Consider the following 17,917-nt stretch of genomic DNA (forward strand, 5'->3'; position numbering starts at 1 on the left):
GGGTGGCGTTGGGCCGCGGCGGGCGGCGCCCCGCACGAACCGCGGCCACCGCGTCGGCGAACGGGCCGCCGGACTTGTAGCGCATGCCCGGGTTCTTGACCAGCGCGATCTCGATCAGTTCCCGCACGTTGGGCGGCAGATCGGCCGGCAGCGGCGGCGGGTTCTCCTTGATGTGCTTCATCGCCACGGTCAGCGCACCGTCACCGGTGAAGGGCCGCTTGCCCGACACCGCCTCATAACCCACCACACCGAGCGAGTAGACGTCGCTGGCGGCGGTGGCGTCGTGACCGAGGGCCTGCTCCGGGGCGATGTACTGCGCGGTGCCCATCACCATGCCGGTCTGGGTGACCGGGGCGGCGTCGACCGCTTTGGCGATGCCGAAGTCGGTGAGCTTCACCTGGCCGGTGGGAGTGATCAGGATGTTGCCGGGTTTGACGTCGCGGTGGACCAGCCCGGCGGTGTGGGCGACCTGCAGTGCGCGACCGGTCTGCTCGAGCATGTCCAGGGCATGCCGCAGGGACAGCCGCCCGGTGCGTTTGATCACCGAGTTCAGCGGCTCACCGTTGACCAGTTCCATCACCAGGTAGGCGGTGCGGCCCTCGCCGTCGATGTCGGTCTCGCCGTAGTCGTACACCCCGGCGATACCGGGGTGGTTCAGCATCGCCACGGTGCGGGCCTCGGCGCGGAAGCGTTCGACGAACTCCGAGTCGGTGGAGTATTCGGCCTTGAGCACCTTGATCGCGACGCGGCGGCCCAGCCGGGAGTCGACGCCTTCCCAGACCTGGCCCATGCCGCCTGTGGCGATCAGCCGCTGCAGCCGGTATCGCCCGGACAGCGTCACGCCCACGCGGGGGCTCATTTCTCGCCTCCGGCTCGGGTGCTCATTTCTCGCCTCCGGCTCGGGTGCTCATTTCTCGCCTCCGGCTCGGGGGCTCACTTTCTCGCCTCCGGTCGTGCGGCTCATGAGCCCTCCCGCAGGGCTGCGGCGATGGTGGCCCGCCCGATCGGCGCGGCCAGCGCACCACCGGTGGCCGACAGGTGGTTGCCCCCGTTCTCGACCAGCACCGCGACCGCAACCTTGGGTGCCTGGGCGGGCGCAAAAGCGATGTACCAGGCATGCGGAGGGGTGTTGCGGGGATCCGTACCGTGCTCCGCAGTGCCGGTCTTGGATGCGATCTGCACGCCGGCGATGGCTCCCTTCTGCTGCGTCACCTGCTCGGCGGCGACCATCAAGTCCGTAAGTGTATCCGCGACTTCCTCGGAGACGGCTCGCCGCTCTTGGGTGGGTTCGGTGGTGGCGATGTTCGACAGGTCGGGTCCGCGCAGGCTGTCGACCAGATAGGGGCGCATCGTGACCCCGTCGTTGGCGACGGTCGCGGCCACCATCGCGTTCTGCAGCGGGGTCAGCGCGACGTCCTTCTGACCGATGCTGGACATGCCCAGCGCCGCGGCGTCCGGAATCGGCCCGAGCGTCGATTCGGCGACCTGGAGCGGGATGGACGGGGGCTCGACGTCGATGCCGAACGCGCGGGCGGTGCTGCGCAGCGCCTCGGCGCCGGTGTCGATGCCCAGCTCGACGAAGGCGGTGTTGCAGGAGTGCGCGAACGCGTACTGCAGAGTCGCGGTCTCACCGCCGCCGCAGGGGCGCCCACCGTAGTTCTCCAGGGTTGCGGTGCTGTCGGGCAGCGGGATCTCGGCGGCGGCGGTCACCTGGGTGTCCGGGGTGGCGCCGGCCTGCAACGCGGCTGCGGTGGTGAGCACCTTGAACGTCGACCCCGGCGGAAAGGTCTCCGAGATCGCCCGGTTGACCAGCGGTGCGGCCGGGTCGTCGCGCAGCCGCTGCCAGGCGGCCGTCTGGTCGGCGAGGTCGTGGCTGGCCAGCAGGTTCGGGTCGTAGGACGGCGAGGACACCAGCGCCAGGATCTTGCCAGTGGACGGTTCGAGCGCCACCACCGAGCCCCGGCAGGGGCCGTCGCAGCCTTCCTGCATGGCGTCCCAGGCGGCCTGCTGGACGTCCGGGCTGATCGTGGTGTCGACGTTGCCGCCGCGCGGGTCGCGTCCGGTGAAGAAGTCGGCGAGCCGGCGGGCGAACAGGCGCTGGTCGGATCCGTTGAGGATGCTGTCCTCGGCGCGTTCGAGCCCGGTGCTGGAGTAGCTCAGCGAGTAGAAACCGGTCACCGGCGCATAGACCTGCGGGTTGGGGTAGACGCGCAGGAACCGGAACCGGCCGCCGGTGGACACCGAGTAGGCCAGCAGCTGGCCGCCGGCCGAGATCTGCCCGCGCTGGCGGGAGTATTCGTCGAGCAGCACCCGCTGATTGCGCGGGTCGGTGCGCAGCCCGTCGGCGGTGAACACCTGGGTGAACGTGGCGTTGGCCAGCAGCAGCACGATCAGGCCCATGATCATCACCGAGATCCGGCGCAGTGAGGTGTTCATACTTTCTCGATCACCTCGGTGCTGGCCGCCGCGATCGGGCCGGCGGGCCGCGACGTGTCGCCGATAGGCCGGCGGGCGGCATGCGAGATGCGGACCAGGATCGCCAGCAGCAGGTAGTTGGCCAGCAACGAGGATCCGCCGTAGGACATCCACGGGGTGGTCAGGCCGGTCAGCGGGATCAGGTTGGTGACTCCCCCGACCACGATGAACAGCTGGATCGCCAGGGTGGCGGACAACCCGGCGGCCAGTAGCTTGCCGAAGCTGTCGCGCACCGCGATCGCGGTGCGCAGGCCGCGGATGATCACGATGGTGTAGAGCATCAGCACCGCCGCCAGCCCGACCAGGCCGAGTTCCTCACCGACCGCGGCGATGATGAAGTCGGTGGAGGCGGCCGGGATGGTGCCGGGCTGGCCGTTGCCCAGACCGGTGCCGAAGATGCCCCCGGTGGCGAAGCTGAACAGGGACTGCACCATCTGGTAGCCGGCGCCCTCGGGGTCGGCGAACGGGTCGATCCAGGTCTGCACGCGGACGCGGACGTGGTCGAAGGTGAAGTAGGCGACCACGCTGGCCACCGCGAACAGCGCCAGGCCCAGCACCACCCAGCTGAAGCGTTCGGTGGCGATGTAGACCATGACCAGGAACGAGGCGTACAGCAGCAGCGAGGTGCCCAGGTCCTTCTCGAAGACCATCACCCCGATCGAGGCGACCCAGGCCGCCAGCAGTGGGGCGAGGTCGCGGGGGCGGGGCAGGTCCATGCCCAGCACGTGCTTGCCGGCGCTGGTGAACAGGTTGCGCTTGGACACCAGCACCGAGGCGAAGAACACCAGCAGCAGGATCTTGGAGAATTCGGCGGGCTGAATGGAGAAGCCGGGGAACTGGATCCAGATCTTGGCGCCGTTCTGCTCCGACATCGAACGGGGCAGCAGCGCCGGGATGGCCAGCAGGACCAGACCGGTCAGGCCGCACAGGTAGCCGTAGCGCGAGAGCATCCGGTGATCACGCAGGAAGATGACCACCGCGGAGAAGCCGAGCACCCCGACCAGTGTCCACAGCATCTGCTGGTTGGCGGTGCCACCGAAACCCTGGGCCCGGTTCTCCCCCGCGGCCAGGTCGAGACGGTGAATCATCACCAGCCCCAAGCCATTCAGCAGTGCGACCACCGGCAGCAGCAGTGGGTCGGCGTACGGGGCGAACCGGCGCACCGCCAGGTGGGCGCCGAGGAACAGGGCGAGGTAGGCGACGGTGTACTGGGCCAGATCCCAGCGCAGACCCTGTTCCTGGTTGGCCTCGACGAGCAGCAGCGCCACCGTGGTGATCACCGCGGCGAACCCGAGCAGGAACAGTTCGGCGTTGCGGCGGTTGGGCAGCGACGGTGCGACCGCGACCGGGGACTGCGGCTGCGTGCTGGCCTCGCCTCTCCCCCGTTGCGGTCCCCGCCCGATTCTGCCCAGTGCTCGGCGTCGGGTCGTCACGACACTTCCCGGCAGTTGGTTCCCGGTTCAGGGGGCGGCGGTGGCAGGGCGGTCACCGTCGGCGACGCAGCGGGGCTCGGGGAGGTGGTGACGGTGCGCGGCGTCTCGGGTGCCGGACCGGGTGCCGGGCCACGCGGGCTGGTGCGCGGAACAGAAGTCGGCGCAACCGATTCCGGTGTTTGGCTGCCAGTGGTCGACGGCGGGGCGGTCGTTGGTGCGGGAGTCGTGGTGGGGGTGGTGGAGGTTGTGGTCGGTGTGGCGCAGATCGGCAGCACCGAGCTGTTGGCCAGTTCCTCGATCTGCCTGATGGCGTCGTCGAGGCTGCCGCCGGGCAGCCCGGCGATGACCTGCGCGCGCTCGGAGGGGCGCATGTCGTCGACGCCCAGCGGACGGCAACTCAGGTTGTCCTGGGACTGGTCTGCACTGATGAGAGAGAGTTCGTCGCGGGAGTTCAGACATCCGAGAAGGTAGGGCTCCTGGAGCGAATATCCCAGAAAGGAACCCTCGACACCCCGCATGATGGAGACGGTGCCCTCGTGTTCGCCGACGTAGTAGTTGCTGCGCACGATTTCACGGGCTACTGCCAGGCCTGCGAGCACCACCAGGACCAGCACTGTCGCCGCGATGAACATGCGGCGCCGTGAGCGCGGGCGCGGCGGCGGTTCTTCTGGTTGTTGCACAACACGTTTGGCGGCGTTGCGCTTCGGGTTGAACGCTGAGGCCCGCCCCGCTGCGGTGTCCGGTGGGGCGCTCTGATCGTCGACGCCGGAGACCGCACCGGCCAGAATCGGCTGGGTCTGACCGTATTCGTAGTCGACGACGTCGGCGACGACCACGGTGACGTTGTCCGGTCCGCCGCCCCGCAGCGCCAATTCGATCAGCCGGTCGGCGCTCTCGGCGACGTCGGAGATCTTCAGGGCGTCCAGGATCGTGTCGTGGCTGACCGGGTCGGACAGGCCGTCGGAGCACAGCAGGTAGCGGTCGCCGGCGCGGGCTTCGCGCATGATGAGCGTCGGCTCGACCTCGTGGCCGGTCAGCGCGCGCATGATCAGCGAGCGCTGCGGGTGGCTGTGGGCCTCCTCGGCGGTGATCCGGCCCTCGTCGACCAGGGTCTGGACGAACGTGTCGTCCTTGGTGATCTGGGTCAGTTCGCCGTCGCGCAGCAGGTAGCCGCGCGAATCCCCGATGTGCACCAGGCCCAGGCGGTTGCCGGCGAACAGGATCGCCGTGAGCGTGGTGCCCATCCCCTCGAGTTCGGGGTCGGCATCGACGTGCGCGGCGATCGCCGCGTTGCCTTCGTGCACGGCGGCGTCCAGCTTGGACAACAGGTCGCCGCCGGGTTCGTCGTCGTCGAGGTGCGCCAGCGCGGCGATCACCAGCTGGGAGGCCACCTCACCGGCCGCGTGCCCGCCCATGCCGTCGGCCAGCGCCAGCAGGCGTGCACCGGCGTACACCGAGTCCTCGTTGTTGGCCCGCACCAGTCCGCGATCGCTGCGGGCCGCGTATCGGAGCACGAGAGTCATAGCGCGCTCCCCCGGGCCGTCGGGCGGGTGCTGCGCCCACGCGTGTGCTCGATCGTGTTCGCTCCTTGCGTGGGGGGTGTCACGGGCGCAGCTCGATCACCGTCTTGCCGATCCGCACGGGTGTGCCCATCGGAACTCGTACCGCCGTCGTCACCTTCGCCCTGTCGAGGTATGTGCCGTTGGTTGATCCTAGGTCCTCCACGTACCACTCCGGACCTCGTGGCGAGAGCCTGGCGTGCCGGGTGGAGGCGTAGTCGTCGGTCAGCACCAGCGTCGAGTCATCGGCTCGGCCGATCAGCACCGGCTGGGTGCCCAGCGTGATGCGCGTGCCCTTCAGCGCGCCGTCGGTGACGACCAGCTGGCGCGGGACGTTGCGGCGGCCCCGGTTGGGCAGGATGGACCCCCGCAGCGCCAGTCCGCGCCGGACCATCACCGCGCCGGTCGGGGCGTAGATGTCGGTGCGCAGGATCCGCAGCACCGACCAGATGAACAGCCACAGCAGCAGCAGAAAGCCGACACGGGTCAGCTGCAGTACCAGCCCCTGCATCTGACGTCCTCTCCGTCCCCATCCGTTAGGCACCGCCACCATACTTCGGCGTCGATCGGTGTGAGGGTCACACGGACCGGTTGCCGGCGCGGCCGGCCTGTCAGTGAACGCGGACGATGATCTCGGAGTGTCCCAACCGGATGACGTCGCCGTCGGCCAGCTGCCACTCCTGGACCGGAGCGTTGTTCACCGTCGTGCCGTTGGTGGAATTGAGGTCTGACAATAGCGCGACCTGGCCGTCCCAGCGGATCTCCAAGTGCCGGCGGGACACGCCCGTGTCGGGGAGCCGGAACTGGGCGTCCTGGCCGCGACCGATGACGTTGGCGCCTTCGCGAAGCTGGTAGGTGCGCCCGCTGCCGTCGTCGAGCTGCAGCGTCACCGTCGACCCGGCGGCCGGGTACTCACCCTGCGGCGCTCCGTAACCCTGGCCGTAGCCGGCCGGAGCACCGTAACCCTGGTCCCCGTAGCCGCCCTCGCCGTAGCCCTGATCGGGGTAGCCGGCCGGGGCTTCGCCGTAACGGCCGTAGTCGGGCTGGCCGTAGTCCGGCCGGCCGTAGGGCTGACCGCCGTACCCGCCCTGGTCGGGATAGCCGCCCTGGTCGGGGTATCCGCCGTGATCGGGGTAACCCGGCCGGGCCGGCGGCGGGTAGCCGCCCTCGTCGGGACGTGCGGGCGGGCGGCCGTAGTCGTACTCGGCTCCCGGATAGCCGGGCTGGCCACCGGGGGGCGGGCCGTAACCGGCGGGGGGCTGCCGGTAGCCCTGGTCGGGGTAGCCCGGGGGCGGGCCGTACCCGGCCGGGGGGCGCTGCTCGTAGTTCGGTGGCGGATAACCCTGCTCGGGGTAGCCGCCCTGCTCGGGGTAGCCACCCCGGGGCGGGTAGCCCTGCTCACCCTGCGGAGGGTATCCGCCCTGGTCGGACGGCGGATAGTGGCCGCGCGGGTCGTCGGGCCGGTTGTAGCGCTCGTCGTAGTACTCGTCGGCGGGCCGGCCCTGGCCTTGGCCGCCGCGGTAGGTCGGGTTGTCGCTCATCGGTGGTACTCCTGGTTCTGCGGGGGAAAGTTCTCGAGGTGATGGGGCGGGCACGACGCTGGTCGAATCGGGGTTGACCGCACCACGCGCGCGAAACTGTCCGGTATGCAGGCTCGGTGACTGCTCGAATCTGACGACCACCTCACCATACGTTTGCCAACCCTGGTCACGGATGTATCCCTCCAAGTGTTTGGCGAACGTGGTCTCGGTGATGTCCGGATCGGCACTCACCTTGTGGTAGTCAGGCACACTGAGGGTAATGACGTAGTCGTTCGGGGCCAAAATGCGGCCGCGGCCCACGTCGCGGGCCCGGCTCTCGGCCTCGCGCCGCAGCAGCGTCTCGACCTCTCCGGGCACGATCGACCCGCCGAACACCCGGGCGAATGCGTCGCCGACCTTGTCCTCGAGTTTTCGCTCGAAGCGGTCGACCAACCCCATCCGCCCGCTCCCCTCGTCGTCGTTGTGCGGCTTTTCCGCGCACACGGTTCGTGCCGTCAGCGTGTCGGCTGGCAGCAACGCTTCCCTGCATGGTATCGGCCGTGACTGTCACTGCGGGACCACCGGAACTCTGAGAATCCCATCGTGGCAGGTCAGTGGGCTGTGGGCTGCGGTTTTGGCGTTCGAGGGCCAGCGCCAGTACGGTTGTGAGGCCGGGTTGCATGCGTGATAAGCTCCTCCGGCTGTCACGGGCGAGTGGCGGAATGGCAGACGCGCTGGCTTCAGGTGCCAGTGTCCTTCGGGACGTGGGGGTTCAAGTCCCCCTTCGCCCACCACGAGCGGTTCCACGAACTGCCGCGCTAAAGGTCACGATGCAGGAATGGGTCGTGACCTTTGTGTTTGGCGGGGTTTCGCGGAATGGGCCGGCCTGCTGCTGGGGTTCAAGTGTGCGACTGCGCTCAGTTCGGAACGCTCGGTCGACGAGCTAGCCGCGGCTCGGCGGCCACCGCACCGGCAAGCTGGGCGGCCCGTAGCTCCGGGCCTCCCAGGACGCCGGTCCGATAGTTGTCCGCCCACCGGACGAGCTGGCTCGGCGTGGTCTGTACCGCCCCGTCACCGACCTGCTCCCAGACCGACCCCGCGACCACGAAACCCGTTGCGTCCACCTCGTAGGAGACGGCCTTCAGCGGGTCCTCCCCCACCGATGCCATCGCCATGGCAAGGCCGAGCGGTTGGAGTTGGAGTACTCGAATCGGGTGCCCGGTTCGAAGTCGAGTGCCGGCACGCCGGCCAAGACCTCCACGGGCCTGAGCCTGGGTGGTGGGATCGGTGTCGTCGTACCCCTGTTCGGCCAGCAGCTCGATGTAGTCCGGGATGCCGCCCGTCTGATGCATGAGCTGACCGACGGTGACGCGGTCGGCCCACCGGGGTAGTCCCGGCACGTACGCGGCTACCGGGTCGTCGAGTTCGAGTTCTCCGTCCCCGGCCAGTAGCAGGATCGCGGTCGCAGTGAACTGCTTGGACACCGATCCGATGTCGAAGACGGTGGCAGCGGTGATCTCGTCGGCGGTCGAGAGGTCCGCCAGTCCCCGCGAACCGGGTGATTGTATGGACGGCGCACCACGTCGGGAACTGTTCGCTCACCGACTCGGTGCCGTTGCGAACGGTTCCAGCAGCTGATCGACCGGGGCGTGATCGTCGGTCAGCACCTGCGCGTCACCGACCCACCTGTCGAGGTCGGTGCCGGTGATCGCGGTCCAGTCCGTGGCCGCTTCGTCGAGTCCTTTCCGCGCGGCCCGCAGGTCCACCGGCCGGTCGGAGGCGACGACCACGAAGTTGCCGCCGCGCGGACCGGACGGGTCGGCGCCCAAGTCGCCCGGGTCGCCCAGCACCGAGACATGGCTGAATACCTCGGCGACAGTGGCCACTTCGGCGCGGACGAACTCCAGATCCCCGTGGTCGATCAGGTTGGCCGCGTACACCCCGGAGGGGTTGAGCACCCGGTGAACCTCGGACAGCGCTTCCCTGGTGGTGAGATGCCATGGCACGCTGACACCGCCGAACGCATCGCCGACGATCAGGTCGCGGCTGCCGGAGCCGAGCCGTTCCAGGCCCAGCCTGCCGTCCTCGACGCGGATGTCGATCCCGGTACCGGTCAGGTCACCGAACTCGGCGCGGTCGAGTTCCACCACCCCACCGTCGATCTCGGACACCAGACTGTCGGTGCCGGGGCGCACGAAGGCGAGGTGGCGAGGAAAGGTGAGCCCGCCACCACCGAGGTGGTAGGCGGCCAGCGGTGCACCGTCGGGGAAGGCCGCGTCGACGGCGGCAGCCAGGGCGCGGACGTAGTCGAATTCCAGGACTGTCGGGTCGGCGGTGTCGACGTAGGAATGATTCACTCCGTCGAGCACCAGGGTGCGCCCGCCGGCCCGGTCGGGGTCGGCGACGACCTGCGCGCAGTGGTACTTGGTCTCGGCGTCACAACCGCCGGGAGCGACGGCGCTGGCGAGCGCGCCCGCCACCAGGCCGGCCACCAGGACCGAAGCTCGGGCCCGGACCCATCCCCGGGTGCGCCATTCCACCGCCGCGGCGCCCAGCACCAGCAGCACCCCCAGGCCCACCAGGATGGTGCTGACCGGAAGCCGGGAGATCAGCACGAACCCGGTCACCACCGTCCCGGCGATGGCGCCCGCCGTTCCCACTCCCGACAGCTTCCCGACGACCGTTCCTGTGTCGGCCAAACTGGACAGCCGGATCTTCGCCACCATGGGTGTCACCAGCCGACAGCAGAGCCCCCGGGACCAGAATCGTCAGTGCGGCAACAAGTACCAGTAAGGGTGGTAGCCATTCGGCCGCCATCCGCACCGACGCCGGGGTGAGCGCGGCGACCACACCGGAGATCCCGAGGGCCGGGCCGAGCAGCCGGCGCGGGTCGGCGCGGTCGGCCACCTGGCCGCCGACCCACGAGCCGAGCGCGATCGCAGCGAGTGCGATGCCGATCACCAGGGTGCTCGTCTCGAGCGTCAGGCCGGGGATCCGGTCACGCCCACGATCCTGCCAAGCGCCCGCCGGAGGGGACGTCCGCCGGCCGGGGTGCGCTGCGCAGGCGGTTACTGCTCGCTGGGTTTCTCGACCGCGTCCTCGGGCAGCGGGAGTGCCTCAGCGCCGGGGGTCGCGGGCGCGAGCGTGTGATCCTCTTCGGTGGTCTGGTCCGACGTGACATTTTCTTCGGGCGATGTCATGCAACGTCGCGTACCCCGCCCCGGCGGGTGCCAATCGCCCGATCGCCGAACCGTGGCCCCGTGTGTCCGCGCTGTTACCAAACCGCAGGAATCGTTAAATCTGGCCTACCGGCAATTGAACACCCGTGGAAGTGGGAAGGCTGTCGCATCCGGTATCGGCTTCAGACCAGGAGGTATGGCATGTCAGATTCGGCGGATGAGCCTGCGAAGCGCAAACTCTCACTGACCGCGAAGGTCGCCATCGGCATGGTGGCCGGGTTCGCGCTCGGGTGCGCATTCAACGCGCTGGGCAACGAGTGGGTCAACGACAACATCGTCGGCGGATTCCTCAACATGATCGGGACCGCGTTCCTCAACGCGCTCAAGCTGCTGGTCGTGCCGCTGGTGATCTTCTCGCTCATCACCGGCGTGATGGGGATCGGCGACATCAAGATGCTGGGCCGGGTCGGCGGGAAAGCCTTGGGCCTGTATCTGATGACCACCGCGCTGGCGATCAGCGTGGCCATCGGCATCGCCCAGCTGATCGGACCCGGCCGCGGCTTCGACATGACCGGTGTCGACACCTCGGGCATCGAGACCGAGGAGGCGCCGTCCTTCTGGGAGGTCATCGCCGACATCATCCCGACCAACCCGATCCAGGCCTTCGCCGAAGGCGAGATGCTGCAGATCATCTTCTACTCGATCCTGGTGGGCGTCGCCGCGCTGATGCTCGGCCGGCGCGCCGAAGGTTTCGCCAAGGCCTGCGAGTTCATGAACGAGCTGATGATGAAGATCGTCGGCATCGTCATGGCCGCCGCCCCCTACGGCGTCTTCGCCCTCATCGCCGGCGCCTTCGCCGAAGAAGGCATCGAACTGTTCAAGCCGGTGATGGCCTACGTGGTGACGCTGGTGGGGTCGCTGCTGTTCCACCTGTTCGTCACCCTGATGGTGCTGTACTGGGCGCTGACACGGCTGAGCGTCCCGACGTTCCTGAGCAAGATCCGGGCCGCTCAGGTGTTCGCGTTCTCCACCGCCAGCTCCAACGCCACCATCCCGGTCACGCTGAACACCGTCACCCGGCGGATGGGGGCCGACAACTCGGTCGCCTCGTTCACCGTTCCGTTCGGCGCCACCATCAACATGGACGGCACCGCGATCATGCAGGGCGTCGCAACGGTGTTCCTGGCCAACGTCTACGGCGTCGACCTGGGCATCGCCGGATACCTGACCGTCATCGCGATGGCGGTGCTGGCCTCCATCGGCACCGCCGGCGTGCCGGGGGTAGGCATGGTGATGCTCACGATGGTGCTCACCCAGGTGGGTCTGCCGATCGAGGGCGTCGCGATCATCCTGGGTGTCGACCGCCTGATGGACATGATCCGCACCGCGGTCAACATCACCGGCGACGCGGTCGTCACCAACATCGTGGCCAAGAGTGAGAACAAGCTCGACAGGTCGGTCTACGACGATCCGAACGCGGGCACCAACGAGGACGACGACATCGATCCCGAGGGCGAGGAAGACCTGCAGCACACCCTCGAGGAGGCCAAGCGATAGCGCTCAGCGTCCGGGTTCAGGTGTTGGCGGCCAGTCGTTTCCGGTGATCCGGAACACCGGAAACGAGCTGGCGATCCGTTCGAACTCGGCCGGGGACGCGGCGCGGGGGACCGGGATGTGCGGGCGCGCCCCCGGTGCGACGTCGAGATAGCGGCGCAGGATCGGCGCCCGGTCGGCGACCGGCACCTCGTGCAGCGTCACGGGGTGCTCGCCGCCGTGCCGGATCACCGCGGCGCCGCCGGCGGCCCGGACGTTGCGCACCCAGCCGGCGTTCTCGCCGAGCATCGACACCAGATACCAGCCGCCCGCGTGATCGGCCAGCACCACCGGCAGGGTCACCGGGTCGCCGGTCGAGCGTCCACGCACCTGCAGGGTGACGTCGCGGACCCGCCCCAGCCGGCCGGATCCGTACTGCCAGGCCCAGAACCTGTTCAGCGCCTTGGCGATGCAGCCGGGGCGGTCACCTCGATAGAGGAGCCGTTTGAGTCCGTACCAGCGGCGGAAAAGGTCGCGGTCAGCCATGTGCGTCGATTATCGCCGACATCGCCGAGTGTGGAGCACCGGTCACTAGGCTCGGTGTTGGGCGCATCCGCCCCGAGGACCGCGCCGGCACCGGCAGGGAGAGCGCGCCCGTGGAAACGCCACTGGAATCGGACACCGAGCTCGACTCCGCACGCGTCATCCCCGTCGTCGCTCTCGGCTGGGCGGCGCTGACCGGGTGGGCGGCCTGGCACGGTCACCGCAACGGCTGGCGGCCGTTCTGGCTGTACCCGCCGCTGGTGTTCGTGCTGGCGGCGGTCCTGCTGGTGCTGGTGGTGCTCGGTGTGCAGGGGGCCAGGCAACTGCGGGCGCTGCGGCATGCCGTGGTGCTGCTGGACCGGCCGTTCCTGACGATCGGGGCGCCGGCGCGGCTGAGCGTGCAGACCGGCGCCGATCATCACCTCCCGTTGACGGTCGACGTGCACATCGAAGGTCGCGAGTACACCCGCGATTTCGTCGCCAGGAACCTCGCGTCGGGCGCCGGCGGCGGATGGAAGGTCAAGGACCGGCTGGTGTACCTCAGTCGGCTGGGCGGGGCGGCGGCGCCGGAAGGGGCCCGCCTGGACGCGCTGAACTTCGTGGTGCCGGCCGGCATCCATCCCTCCGTAACCGGCAAACCGCACGGCATCAGCTGGGTGCTGCGGGTCAGGATCAAGGCCGGGACGGCGCCCACCTGGGATGCTGGGTACCCGGTGAAGATCCTAGGTCGCAACGGGTCCGGCATCTCGCTGGATTCGAATTGCCAGCAGTTCCAGTTCCCGCAGATCGGCGAAGCCCGGCTGGGAAAGCTGACGCCGGAGGGTTAGCGGCCTGCTACAGGACCCGGGTGCGCAGCCGGCGCGCGTAGCCGGTGAGCACCTCGTCATCGATCGGCTGGCGCTGAGCGTGCAGCAGCACCGACTTGTGCTCGTCCGGATGGACCAGGACCACGCCGTGCACCCGCCGCCCGGGCATCAGCTCGTTTCCCTGCGACAGGTAGGCGTTGCGGCGGGCGACGCCGGTGAACGCCGTCAGCGGCTCCTGCCAGGTGCGCTCGTCCCCGTAGCGGCTGTCCCGGACCACGACGTGATCGTGATGCCAGGTCGCCGACCACGACGTCGCGGTGCGTCGCCGGAACACCCACACCGCGACCGCCAGCAGCACCGCGGTGAGGCCGGCGATCAGCGCGAGTGTCCACAGCCGCTCGGCGACAGCCACCGCGAGGAACACCGCGGCCAGCACCGCGACCGAGCCCACCAGCAGCTTCTGCGTGGCGTCGACCGGGCGGGGCCGCAGGATCTGCTGGGTGTGCGGGCGCTGACCGAGCTCGGTACGCAGCGGTACGGCCATGGCCACCGGGTCCAGCACGAGCCGGCGCTGCAGCCGCCACCAGCGGGGCGGGCCCGCGTTGTCGCCGGAACCGGACACCCCTTCACGGTAGGCCCGGCGGCCGGCTGCCCACCAGGGCACCCCACGGCTGGCCTGACCCGGTGAGCGGCAAGACGATCCCCGGCGGGGTGGTGCACGCGGCGACGCCGGGATTGTCTCGCGGCGCGAGCGGGGAAATGACACGATGAGACGACCGCATACACCGACTAGACACCGGGAGTGGTCGTGGAGTTCATCCAAGAACACCTGATCGGGCCTGTCAGCGACCTGCTGTACAGCTACATCCTGGTGTACCTGTTGGTAGGGGCCGGCATCTACTTCACCGTCCGGACCCGCTTCATCCAGGTCCGCTACTTCAAGCGGATGATCACCCAGCTGACGCACTCCCGGACCCACGGCGAGGGCATCTCGTCGTTCCAGGCGTTCTGTGTCGGCCTGGCCTCGCGGGTGGGCACCGGCAACATCGCCGGGGTGGCGATCGCGCTGACCGTCGGCGGGCCGGGCGCGATCTTCTGGATGTGGGTGGTCGCCGCGATCGGGATGGCGACGGCGATGATCGAGGCCACCCTGGCCCAGATCTTCAAGGTGCGCGCCGGCGACGGCTCGTTCCGCGGCGGTCCGGCGTTCTACATCCAGCGCGGTCTGGGATCGCGGGCCGGCGGCATCATCTTCGCGGTCCTGCTCATCTTCACGTTCGGCATCGCGTTCAACATGGTGCAGGCCAACGCGATCAGCGACGTCCTCAACGCCTCCTACTCGATCGACGCCAGCTGGATCGGGATCGGTCTGCTGGCGCTGTCGGCGCCGATCCTGTTTGGTGGCGTGCGCCGGGTGGCCCGCATCGCCGAGATCGTGCTGCCGCTGATGGCGGCGACCTACGTCGTGCTGGCACTGGCGATCGTCGCGATCCACATCGACTTCCTGCCCGACGTGCTGGGCCAGATCGTCGGCGGCGCCTTCGGATTGACCGAGATGGCGGGTGGATTCGCCGGCGGCATCGCGGCGGCGCTGCTCAACGGCGTCAAGCGCGGGCTGTTCTCGAACGAGGCCGGCATGGGCAGCGCCCCCAACGTGGCGGCGACGGCGACGGTGACCCACCCGGTCAAGCAGGGCCTGATCCAGTCGCTGGGCGTGTTCGTCGACACCATCGTCATCTGCACCGCGACGGCGTTCATCATCCTGGCCTCCGGGCCCGGCGTCTACGATCCGTCGACCCCCACCTCGATCGAGGGGGCGACGCTGACCCAGGCCGCCGTCGCCGACGGGCTGGGTTCCTGGACGGTCACGCTGATGGCGGTGCTGGTGTTCGTGTTCGCGTTCTCCTCGGTGCTGGGCAACTACGTCTACGCCGAGATCAACCTGTTCTTCCTGGGTGCGGGCAAGAAGTCGATCAATGTGTTCCGGCTGTTCGTGCTGGCCGCCATCTTCATCGGGGCGGTGTCCGCGCTGACCCCGGTGTGGGCGCTGGCCGATGTGGCGATGGGGTTGATGGCACTGGTCAACCTGACCGCGATCGTGCTGCTGGGCAAGTGGGCGTTCGCGGCGATCAAGGACTACCACCGCCAGGCCGAGGCCGGCGAGGACCCGGTCTTCATCGCCGACGAGGCCGACCTGCCCGGGCACCTCGAAGGCGACATCTGGCAGCGGCGCTCCGCCGTCAGCAGCGAGGGCTGAGGTCGCGCCGCCGGCATGGGCACCGTGCGAGCCGCCGTGGTCGGCGCGGGAATCGTGGGCCTGGCGGTCGCCAGGGAACTGCTGGGATCCGTCGACGGGGCGCGGGTCACCGTGTTCGAGAAGGAGGACGGCGTGGCCCGCCACCAGAGCGGCCACAACAGCGGTGTCGTGCATGCCGGGCTCTACTATCCGCCGGGCAGCCTCAAGGCCACGCTGTGCCGCCGCGGTGTGCACCTGCTGCGCGACTACGTGTCGACCCGCGACATCCGCTACCAGGAATGCGGCAAGATCGTCGTCGCACTGACCGACGCCGACGCGCAACGGTTGTCGGCGATCCGCGAGCGCGCCGTTGCCAACGGGGTGCCGGGCATCCGGATGCTGGACCGCGCCGGCATCACCGAGGTCGAACCGCACGCCGGCGGGATCGCCGCCCTGCACTCGCCGACGACGGCGATCGTCGACTATCCCGCGGTGGCGCAGGCGCTGGCCGCCGACGTCACCGCCGGGGGCGGGGCGGTGATGTTGAGCCAGCCGGTGACTGCGGTGACCGCCCGGGGCCGGGAGGTGACGGTGTCGACGCCGACCAGCAGCGAGGCGTTCGATCTGGTCATCACCTGCGCGGGGCTGCAATCCGATCGGGTGGCCCGGATGTCAGGTGGGGACCCGGCGCCGCGGATCGTGCCGTTCTTCGGCGACTACTTCCTGCTGGACCCGGCCAAGTCGGGACTGGTCAACGGACTGATCTACCCGGTGCCCGACCCGCGCTACCCGTTCCTGGGCGTGCATCTGACCCGGCATGTCGACGGCCGGGTATCGCTGGGGCCCAACGCATTCCTCGCCGCCGGGCGGGAGGCCTACACCCGCGGCGGCTGGTCGGCCCGCGACCTGGCGCAGGCGGTGACCTTCCCCGGCTTCTGGCGTTTCGCCGCCGGGAACACGGCCGCGGCGCTGCGCGAGGGCCGCACCGTGCTCTCCACCGGCGCGTTCGTCCGGGAGGCCCGCAGGTATGTCCCGGAGGTCCGCCGGGCCGACGTGAGGCGGGGTCCTCGTGGGATCCGCGCCCAGGCGATGAACGCCGACGGCACGCTCGAGGACGACTTCGTCATCACCGGCACTGAGCGGATCGTGCACATCCGCAACGCGCCGTCACCCGGGGCGACGTCGTCGTTGGCGATCGCCGAGCACATCGTCGGCGCCGTGCTGCCGGAGCGCGGACACCGCTGAGCAGCCCTGGGCTACAGCCCCTGCAGCTGGGCCAGGGTCAGGTGGGCGATCCAGAAATAGATGATCAGGCCGCTGCCGTCGACGATCGTCGCGATCGCCGGCGCCGAGACCAGCGCCGGATCCAGCCGGATCTTCTTCAGCAGTGGCGGCAGGATCGAGGCGATCAGCGAGGACCACAACACGATGGCGCCGACGGTCAGTGACACGGTCAGCGTCACCTCTGGGCCGACGCCCAGTGTCCAGGCCCGGATGACCGCGGCCAGCGCCATGGTCAGGCCGATCAGGGCACCGGTGGACAGCTCCTTGGCGATGATCGACGGGACGTCGCGGAACCGGACGTCGCCGGTGGCCAGCGCGCGGACCAGGGTGGTGGTGATCTGGGTGCCGGTGTTGCCGCCGGTGCCGATCAGCAGCGGGATGAAGAATGCCAGCGCGACGACGGCCTCCATCTCCTCCTCGAAGTGGCGCAGCACGGTGCCGGTGTAGGCCTCGGCGACGAACAGCAGCAGCAGCCAGACGATGCGTTTGCGCCACAGATGCCACGGCGAGGCCCGCGAGTAGGGCACCTCCAGCGGCTCGGAACCACCTTGGCGCTCGGCGTCCTCGGTGGCCTCCTGTTCGGCGATGTCGGCGGCGTGGGCCTCGGTCAGGATGCCCAGCAACCGCTGGTCCTCGTCGACGACGGGTACCGCTGCCAGCTGGAACTCGTCGAGGGTCTGCGCGGCCGCTTCCACGTCGGTGAGCGGCGACACCCACAGCAGGTCGTCGTTCATCAGCGTCGAGATCGGCTCGTCGGTGACGGTCAGCACCAGATCGCGGAACGCGACCACACCCAGAAGGTGCCGGTCGGCGTCGACGACGTAGACGTAGGCGCCGATCCGGGAGTCGCTGCGCAGCGCCTCGGCGTTCTCCCGGACGGCGGTGATGGCCTGTGAGACCGTCAGTTCCGGTGCGACGGTGAGGACCTCGGGCACCATGTGGGCGGCCACCGAATCACGGGGCCACTCCAGCAGCATGCCCAGGGCGGCCGCCCGGTCGGCCGACATCGCGGCGAGCAGTGCCGCCCGGACGGGGGGTTTGGTCAGCCGCAGGATATCGCTGGCGTGGTCGCTGTCGAGGTTCTCGATCAGCGGTGCCGCGGTGGCCGGCGCCATCGCCTCGACCCCGCGCGCGGCGAGCTCGTCGTCGATCGAGTCGAGCAGGTCTTCTGCGCTGTCAGGGTCGAGCAGCTCGCCGAGCCGGCGGACTTCGTCGCGGTCGAGCCGGGCGAGCTGCCGCCGGCGGTCGGCGGACTGCGGCAGCGCCGCCAGCCACGCCTTGACGTCGCCCGCGGAGTCGTCGGCGAGGGCGGCCTTCAGGGACTCTGCTGGTGCGGTCGGCGACATGGG

The 17,917-nt window shown here is 69.5% G+C and carries 16 protein-coding genes and 1 tRNA gene; 5 read left to right on the plus strand and 12 right to left on the minus strand.

Annotated elements, in window-relative coordinates; all coding sequences use genetic code 11:
* The 6 genes from ACXAID_RS13875 to ACXAID_RS13900 form a co-directional block, all read right to left on the minus strand.
* Window positions 1-859 (minus strand): serine/threonine-protein kinase (locus tag ACXAID_RS13875; protein ID WP_475022795.1); only part of this gene is annotated, 859 nt, incomplete at its 3' end.
* A gap of 101 nt (window positions 860-960) precedes the next feature.
* The gene (gene pbpA, locus ACXAID_RS13880) at window positions 961-2,436 is read right to left on the minus strand and encodes a D,D-transpeptidase PbpA (protein WP_475022796.1); all 1,476 of its coding nucleotides are present in this window, start codon (window positions 2,434-2,436) and stop codon (window positions 961-963) included.
* Window positions 2,433-3,878 carry an FtsW/RodA/SpoVE family cell cycle protein gene (locus tag ACXAID_RS13885; RefSeq protein ID WP_475022823.1) on the minus strand — a complete coding sequence of 482 codons (1,446 nt, stop codon included), beginning with the start codon at window positions 3,876-3,878 and terminating at the stop codon, window positions 2,433-2,435. The genes pbpA and ACXAID_RS13885 overlap by 4 nt, the downstream gene beginning before the upstream one ends.
* 26 nt (window positions 3,879-3,904) lie before the next feature.
* Window positions 3,905-5,431: a PP2C family protein-serine/threonine phosphatase gene (locus ACXAID_RS13890; protein WP_475022797.1), complete on the minus strand. Its 1,527-nt coding sequence runs from the start codon at window positions 5,429-5,431 to the stop codon at window positions 3,905-3,907.
* A 79-nt stretch (window positions 5,432-5,510) separates the two neighbouring features.
* Entirely contained in the window at window positions 5,511-5,978 is a 468-nt protein-coding gene (locus ACXAID_RS13895; RefSeq protein ID WP_475022798.1) for an FHA domain-containing protein FhaB/FipA, read from the minus strand.
* Between the two features lie 100 nt (window positions 5,979-6,078).
* Window positions 6,079-7,446: a DUF3662 and FHA domain-containing protein gene (locus ACXAID_RS13900; RefSeq protein WP_475022799.1), complete on the minus strand. Its 1,368-nt coding sequence runs from the start codon at window positions 7,444-7,446 to the stop codon at window positions 6,079-6,081.
* Between the two features lie 249 nt (window positions 7,447-7,695).
* Here ACXAID_RS13900 and ACXAID_RS13905 point away from each other — a divergent pair.
* A tRNA-Leu gene (locus tag ACXAID_RS13905) sits at window positions 7,696-7,781 on the plus strand.
* A 123-nt stretch (window positions 7,782-7,904) separates the two neighbouring features.
* Here ACXAID_RS13905 and ACXAID_RS13910 read toward each other — a convergent pair.
* From ACXAID_RS13910 to ACXAID_RS13920, 3 genes are all read right to left on the minus strand, one after another.
* Complete coding sequence (locus tag ACXAID_RS13910; protein WP_475022824.1) at window positions 7,905-8,555, minus strand: serine hydrolase domain-containing protein; 651 nt, start codon at window positions 8,553-8,555, stop codon at window positions 7,905-7,907.
* A 30-nt stretch (window positions 8,556-8,585) separates the two neighbouring features.
* A complete protein-coding gene (locus ACXAID_RS13915) occupies window positions 8,586-9,713 on the minus strand; it encodes a fused MFS/spermidine synthase (RefSeq protein WP_475022825.1) in 1,128 nt (375 codons plus the stop codon).
* A gap of 342 nt (window positions 9,714-10,055) precedes the next feature.
* Complete coding sequence (locus tag ACXAID_RS13920; protein WP_475022800.1) at window positions 10,056-10,187, minus strand: hypothetical protein; 132 nt, start codon at window positions 10,185-10,187, stop codon at window positions 10,056-10,058.
* Between the two features lie 180 nt (window positions 10,188-10,367).
* Between ACXAID_RS13920 and ACXAID_RS13925 the strand changes: the two genes are divergently transcribed.
* Window positions 10,368-11,723 (plus strand): dicarboxylate/amino acid:cation symporter, encoded by a 1,356-nt coding sequence (locus ACXAID_RS13925; protein ID WP_475022801.1) that lies wholly within the window; start codon window positions 10,368-10,370, stop codon window positions 11,721-11,723.
* A gap of 3 nt (window positions 11,724-11,726) precedes the next feature.
* Here ACXAID_RS13925 and ACXAID_RS13930 read toward each other — a convergent pair whose 3' ends face one another.
* Window positions 11,727-12,245, minus strand: coding sequence for a nitroreductase family deazaflavin-dependent oxidoreductase (locus tag ACXAID_RS13930; protein WP_475022802.1), 519 nt, complete (start codon window positions 12,243-12,245; stop codon window positions 11,727-11,729).
* A 110-nt stretch (window positions 12,246-12,355) separates the two neighbouring features.
* Here ACXAID_RS13930 and ACXAID_RS13935 point away from each other — a divergent pair, with 110 nt between their 5' ends.
* Window positions 12,356-13,069 (plus strand): hypothetical protein, encoded by a 714-nt coding sequence (locus ACXAID_RS13935; RefSeq protein WP_475022803.1) that lies wholly within the window; start codon window positions 12,356-12,358, stop codon window positions 13,067-13,069.
* A 7-nt stretch (window positions 13,070-13,076) separates the two neighbouring features.
* On the opposite strand, the gene ACXAID_RS13940 is transcribed toward ACXAID_RS13935, so the two are convergent.
* Complete coding sequence (locus ACXAID_RS13940) at window positions 13,077-13,670, minus strand: hypothetical protein (protein ID WP_475022804.1); 594 nt, start codon at window positions 13,668-13,670, stop codon at window positions 13,077-13,079.
* Window positions 13,671-13,856: 186 nt separating this feature from the next.
* On the opposite strand from ACXAID_RS13940, the gene ACXAID_RS13945 reads away from it, so the two are divergent.
* Together ACXAID_RS13945 and lhgO are read left to right on the plus strand one after the other, a co-directional pair.
* Entirely contained in the window at window positions 13,857-15,305 is a 1,449-nt protein-coding gene (locus tag ACXAID_RS13945) for an alanine/glycine:cation symporter family protein (RefSeq protein WP_475022805.1), read from the plus strand.
* A 15-nt stretch (window positions 15,306-15,320) separates the two neighbouring features.
* Complete coding sequence (gene lhgO, locus ACXAID_RS13950) at window positions 15,321-16,529, plus strand: L-2-hydroxyglutarate oxidase (protein ID WP_475022806.1); 1,209 nt, start codon at window positions 15,321-15,323, stop codon at window positions 16,527-16,529.
* Between the two features lie 11 nt (window positions 16,530-16,540).
* On the opposite strand, the gene mgtE is transcribed toward lhgO, so the two are convergent.
* Window positions 16,541-17,914 (minus strand): magnesium transporter, encoded by a 1,374-nt coding sequence (gene mgtE, locus ACXAID_RS13955; RefSeq protein WP_475022807.1) that lies wholly within the window; start codon window positions 17,912-17,914, stop codon window positions 16,541-16,543.
* Window positions 17,915-17,917 lie beyond the last annotated feature (3 nt).

Source organism: Mycobacterium sp. ABE4_509 (genome assembly GCF_056160785.1).

Excerpts from the sequence above, each read along its gene's own strand:
- pbpA (WP_475022796.1), bottom strand. The coding sequence starts at position 2,436 with ATGAACACCTCACTGCGCCGGATCTCGGTGATGATCATGGGCCTGATC.
- ACXAID_RS13890 (WP_475022797.1), bottom strand. The coding sequence starts at position 5,431 with ATGACTCTCGTGCTCCGATACGCGGCCCGCAGCGATCGCGGACTGGTG.
- ACXAID_RS13895 (WP_475022798.1), bottom strand. The coding sequence starts at position 5,978 with ATGCAGGGGCTGGTACTGCAGCTGACCCGTGTCGGCTTTCTGCTGCTG.
- ACXAID_RS13900 (WP_475022799.1), bottom strand. The coding sequence starts at position 7,446 with ATGGGGTTGGTCGACCGCTTCGAGCGAAAACTCGAGGACAAGGTCGGC.
- ACXAID_RS13915 (WP_475022825.1), bottom strand. The coding sequence starts at position 9,713 with ATGGTGGCGAAGATCCGGCTGTCCAGTTTGGCCGACACAGGAACGGTC.
- ACXAID_RS13920 (WP_475022800.1), bottom strand. The coding sequence starts at position 10,187 with ATGACATCGCCCGAAGAAAATGTCACGTCGGACCAGACCACCGAAGAG.
- ACXAID_RS13925 (WP_475022801.1), top strand. The coding sequence starts at position 10,368 with ATGTCAGATTCGGCGGATGAGCCTGCGAAGCGCAAACTCTCACTGACC.
- ACXAID_RS13930 (WP_475022802.1), bottom strand. The coding sequence starts at position 12,245 with ATGGCTGACCGCGACCTTTTCCGCCGCTGGTACGGACTCAAACGGCTC.
- lhgO (WP_475022806.1), top strand. The coding sequence starts at position 15,321 with ATGGGCACCGTGCGAGCCGCCGTGGTCGGCGCGGGAATCGTGGGCCTG.
- mgtE (WP_475022807.1), bottom strand. The coding sequence starts at position 17,914 with ATGTCGCCGACCGCACCAGCAGAGTCCCTGAAGGCCGCCCTCGCCGAC.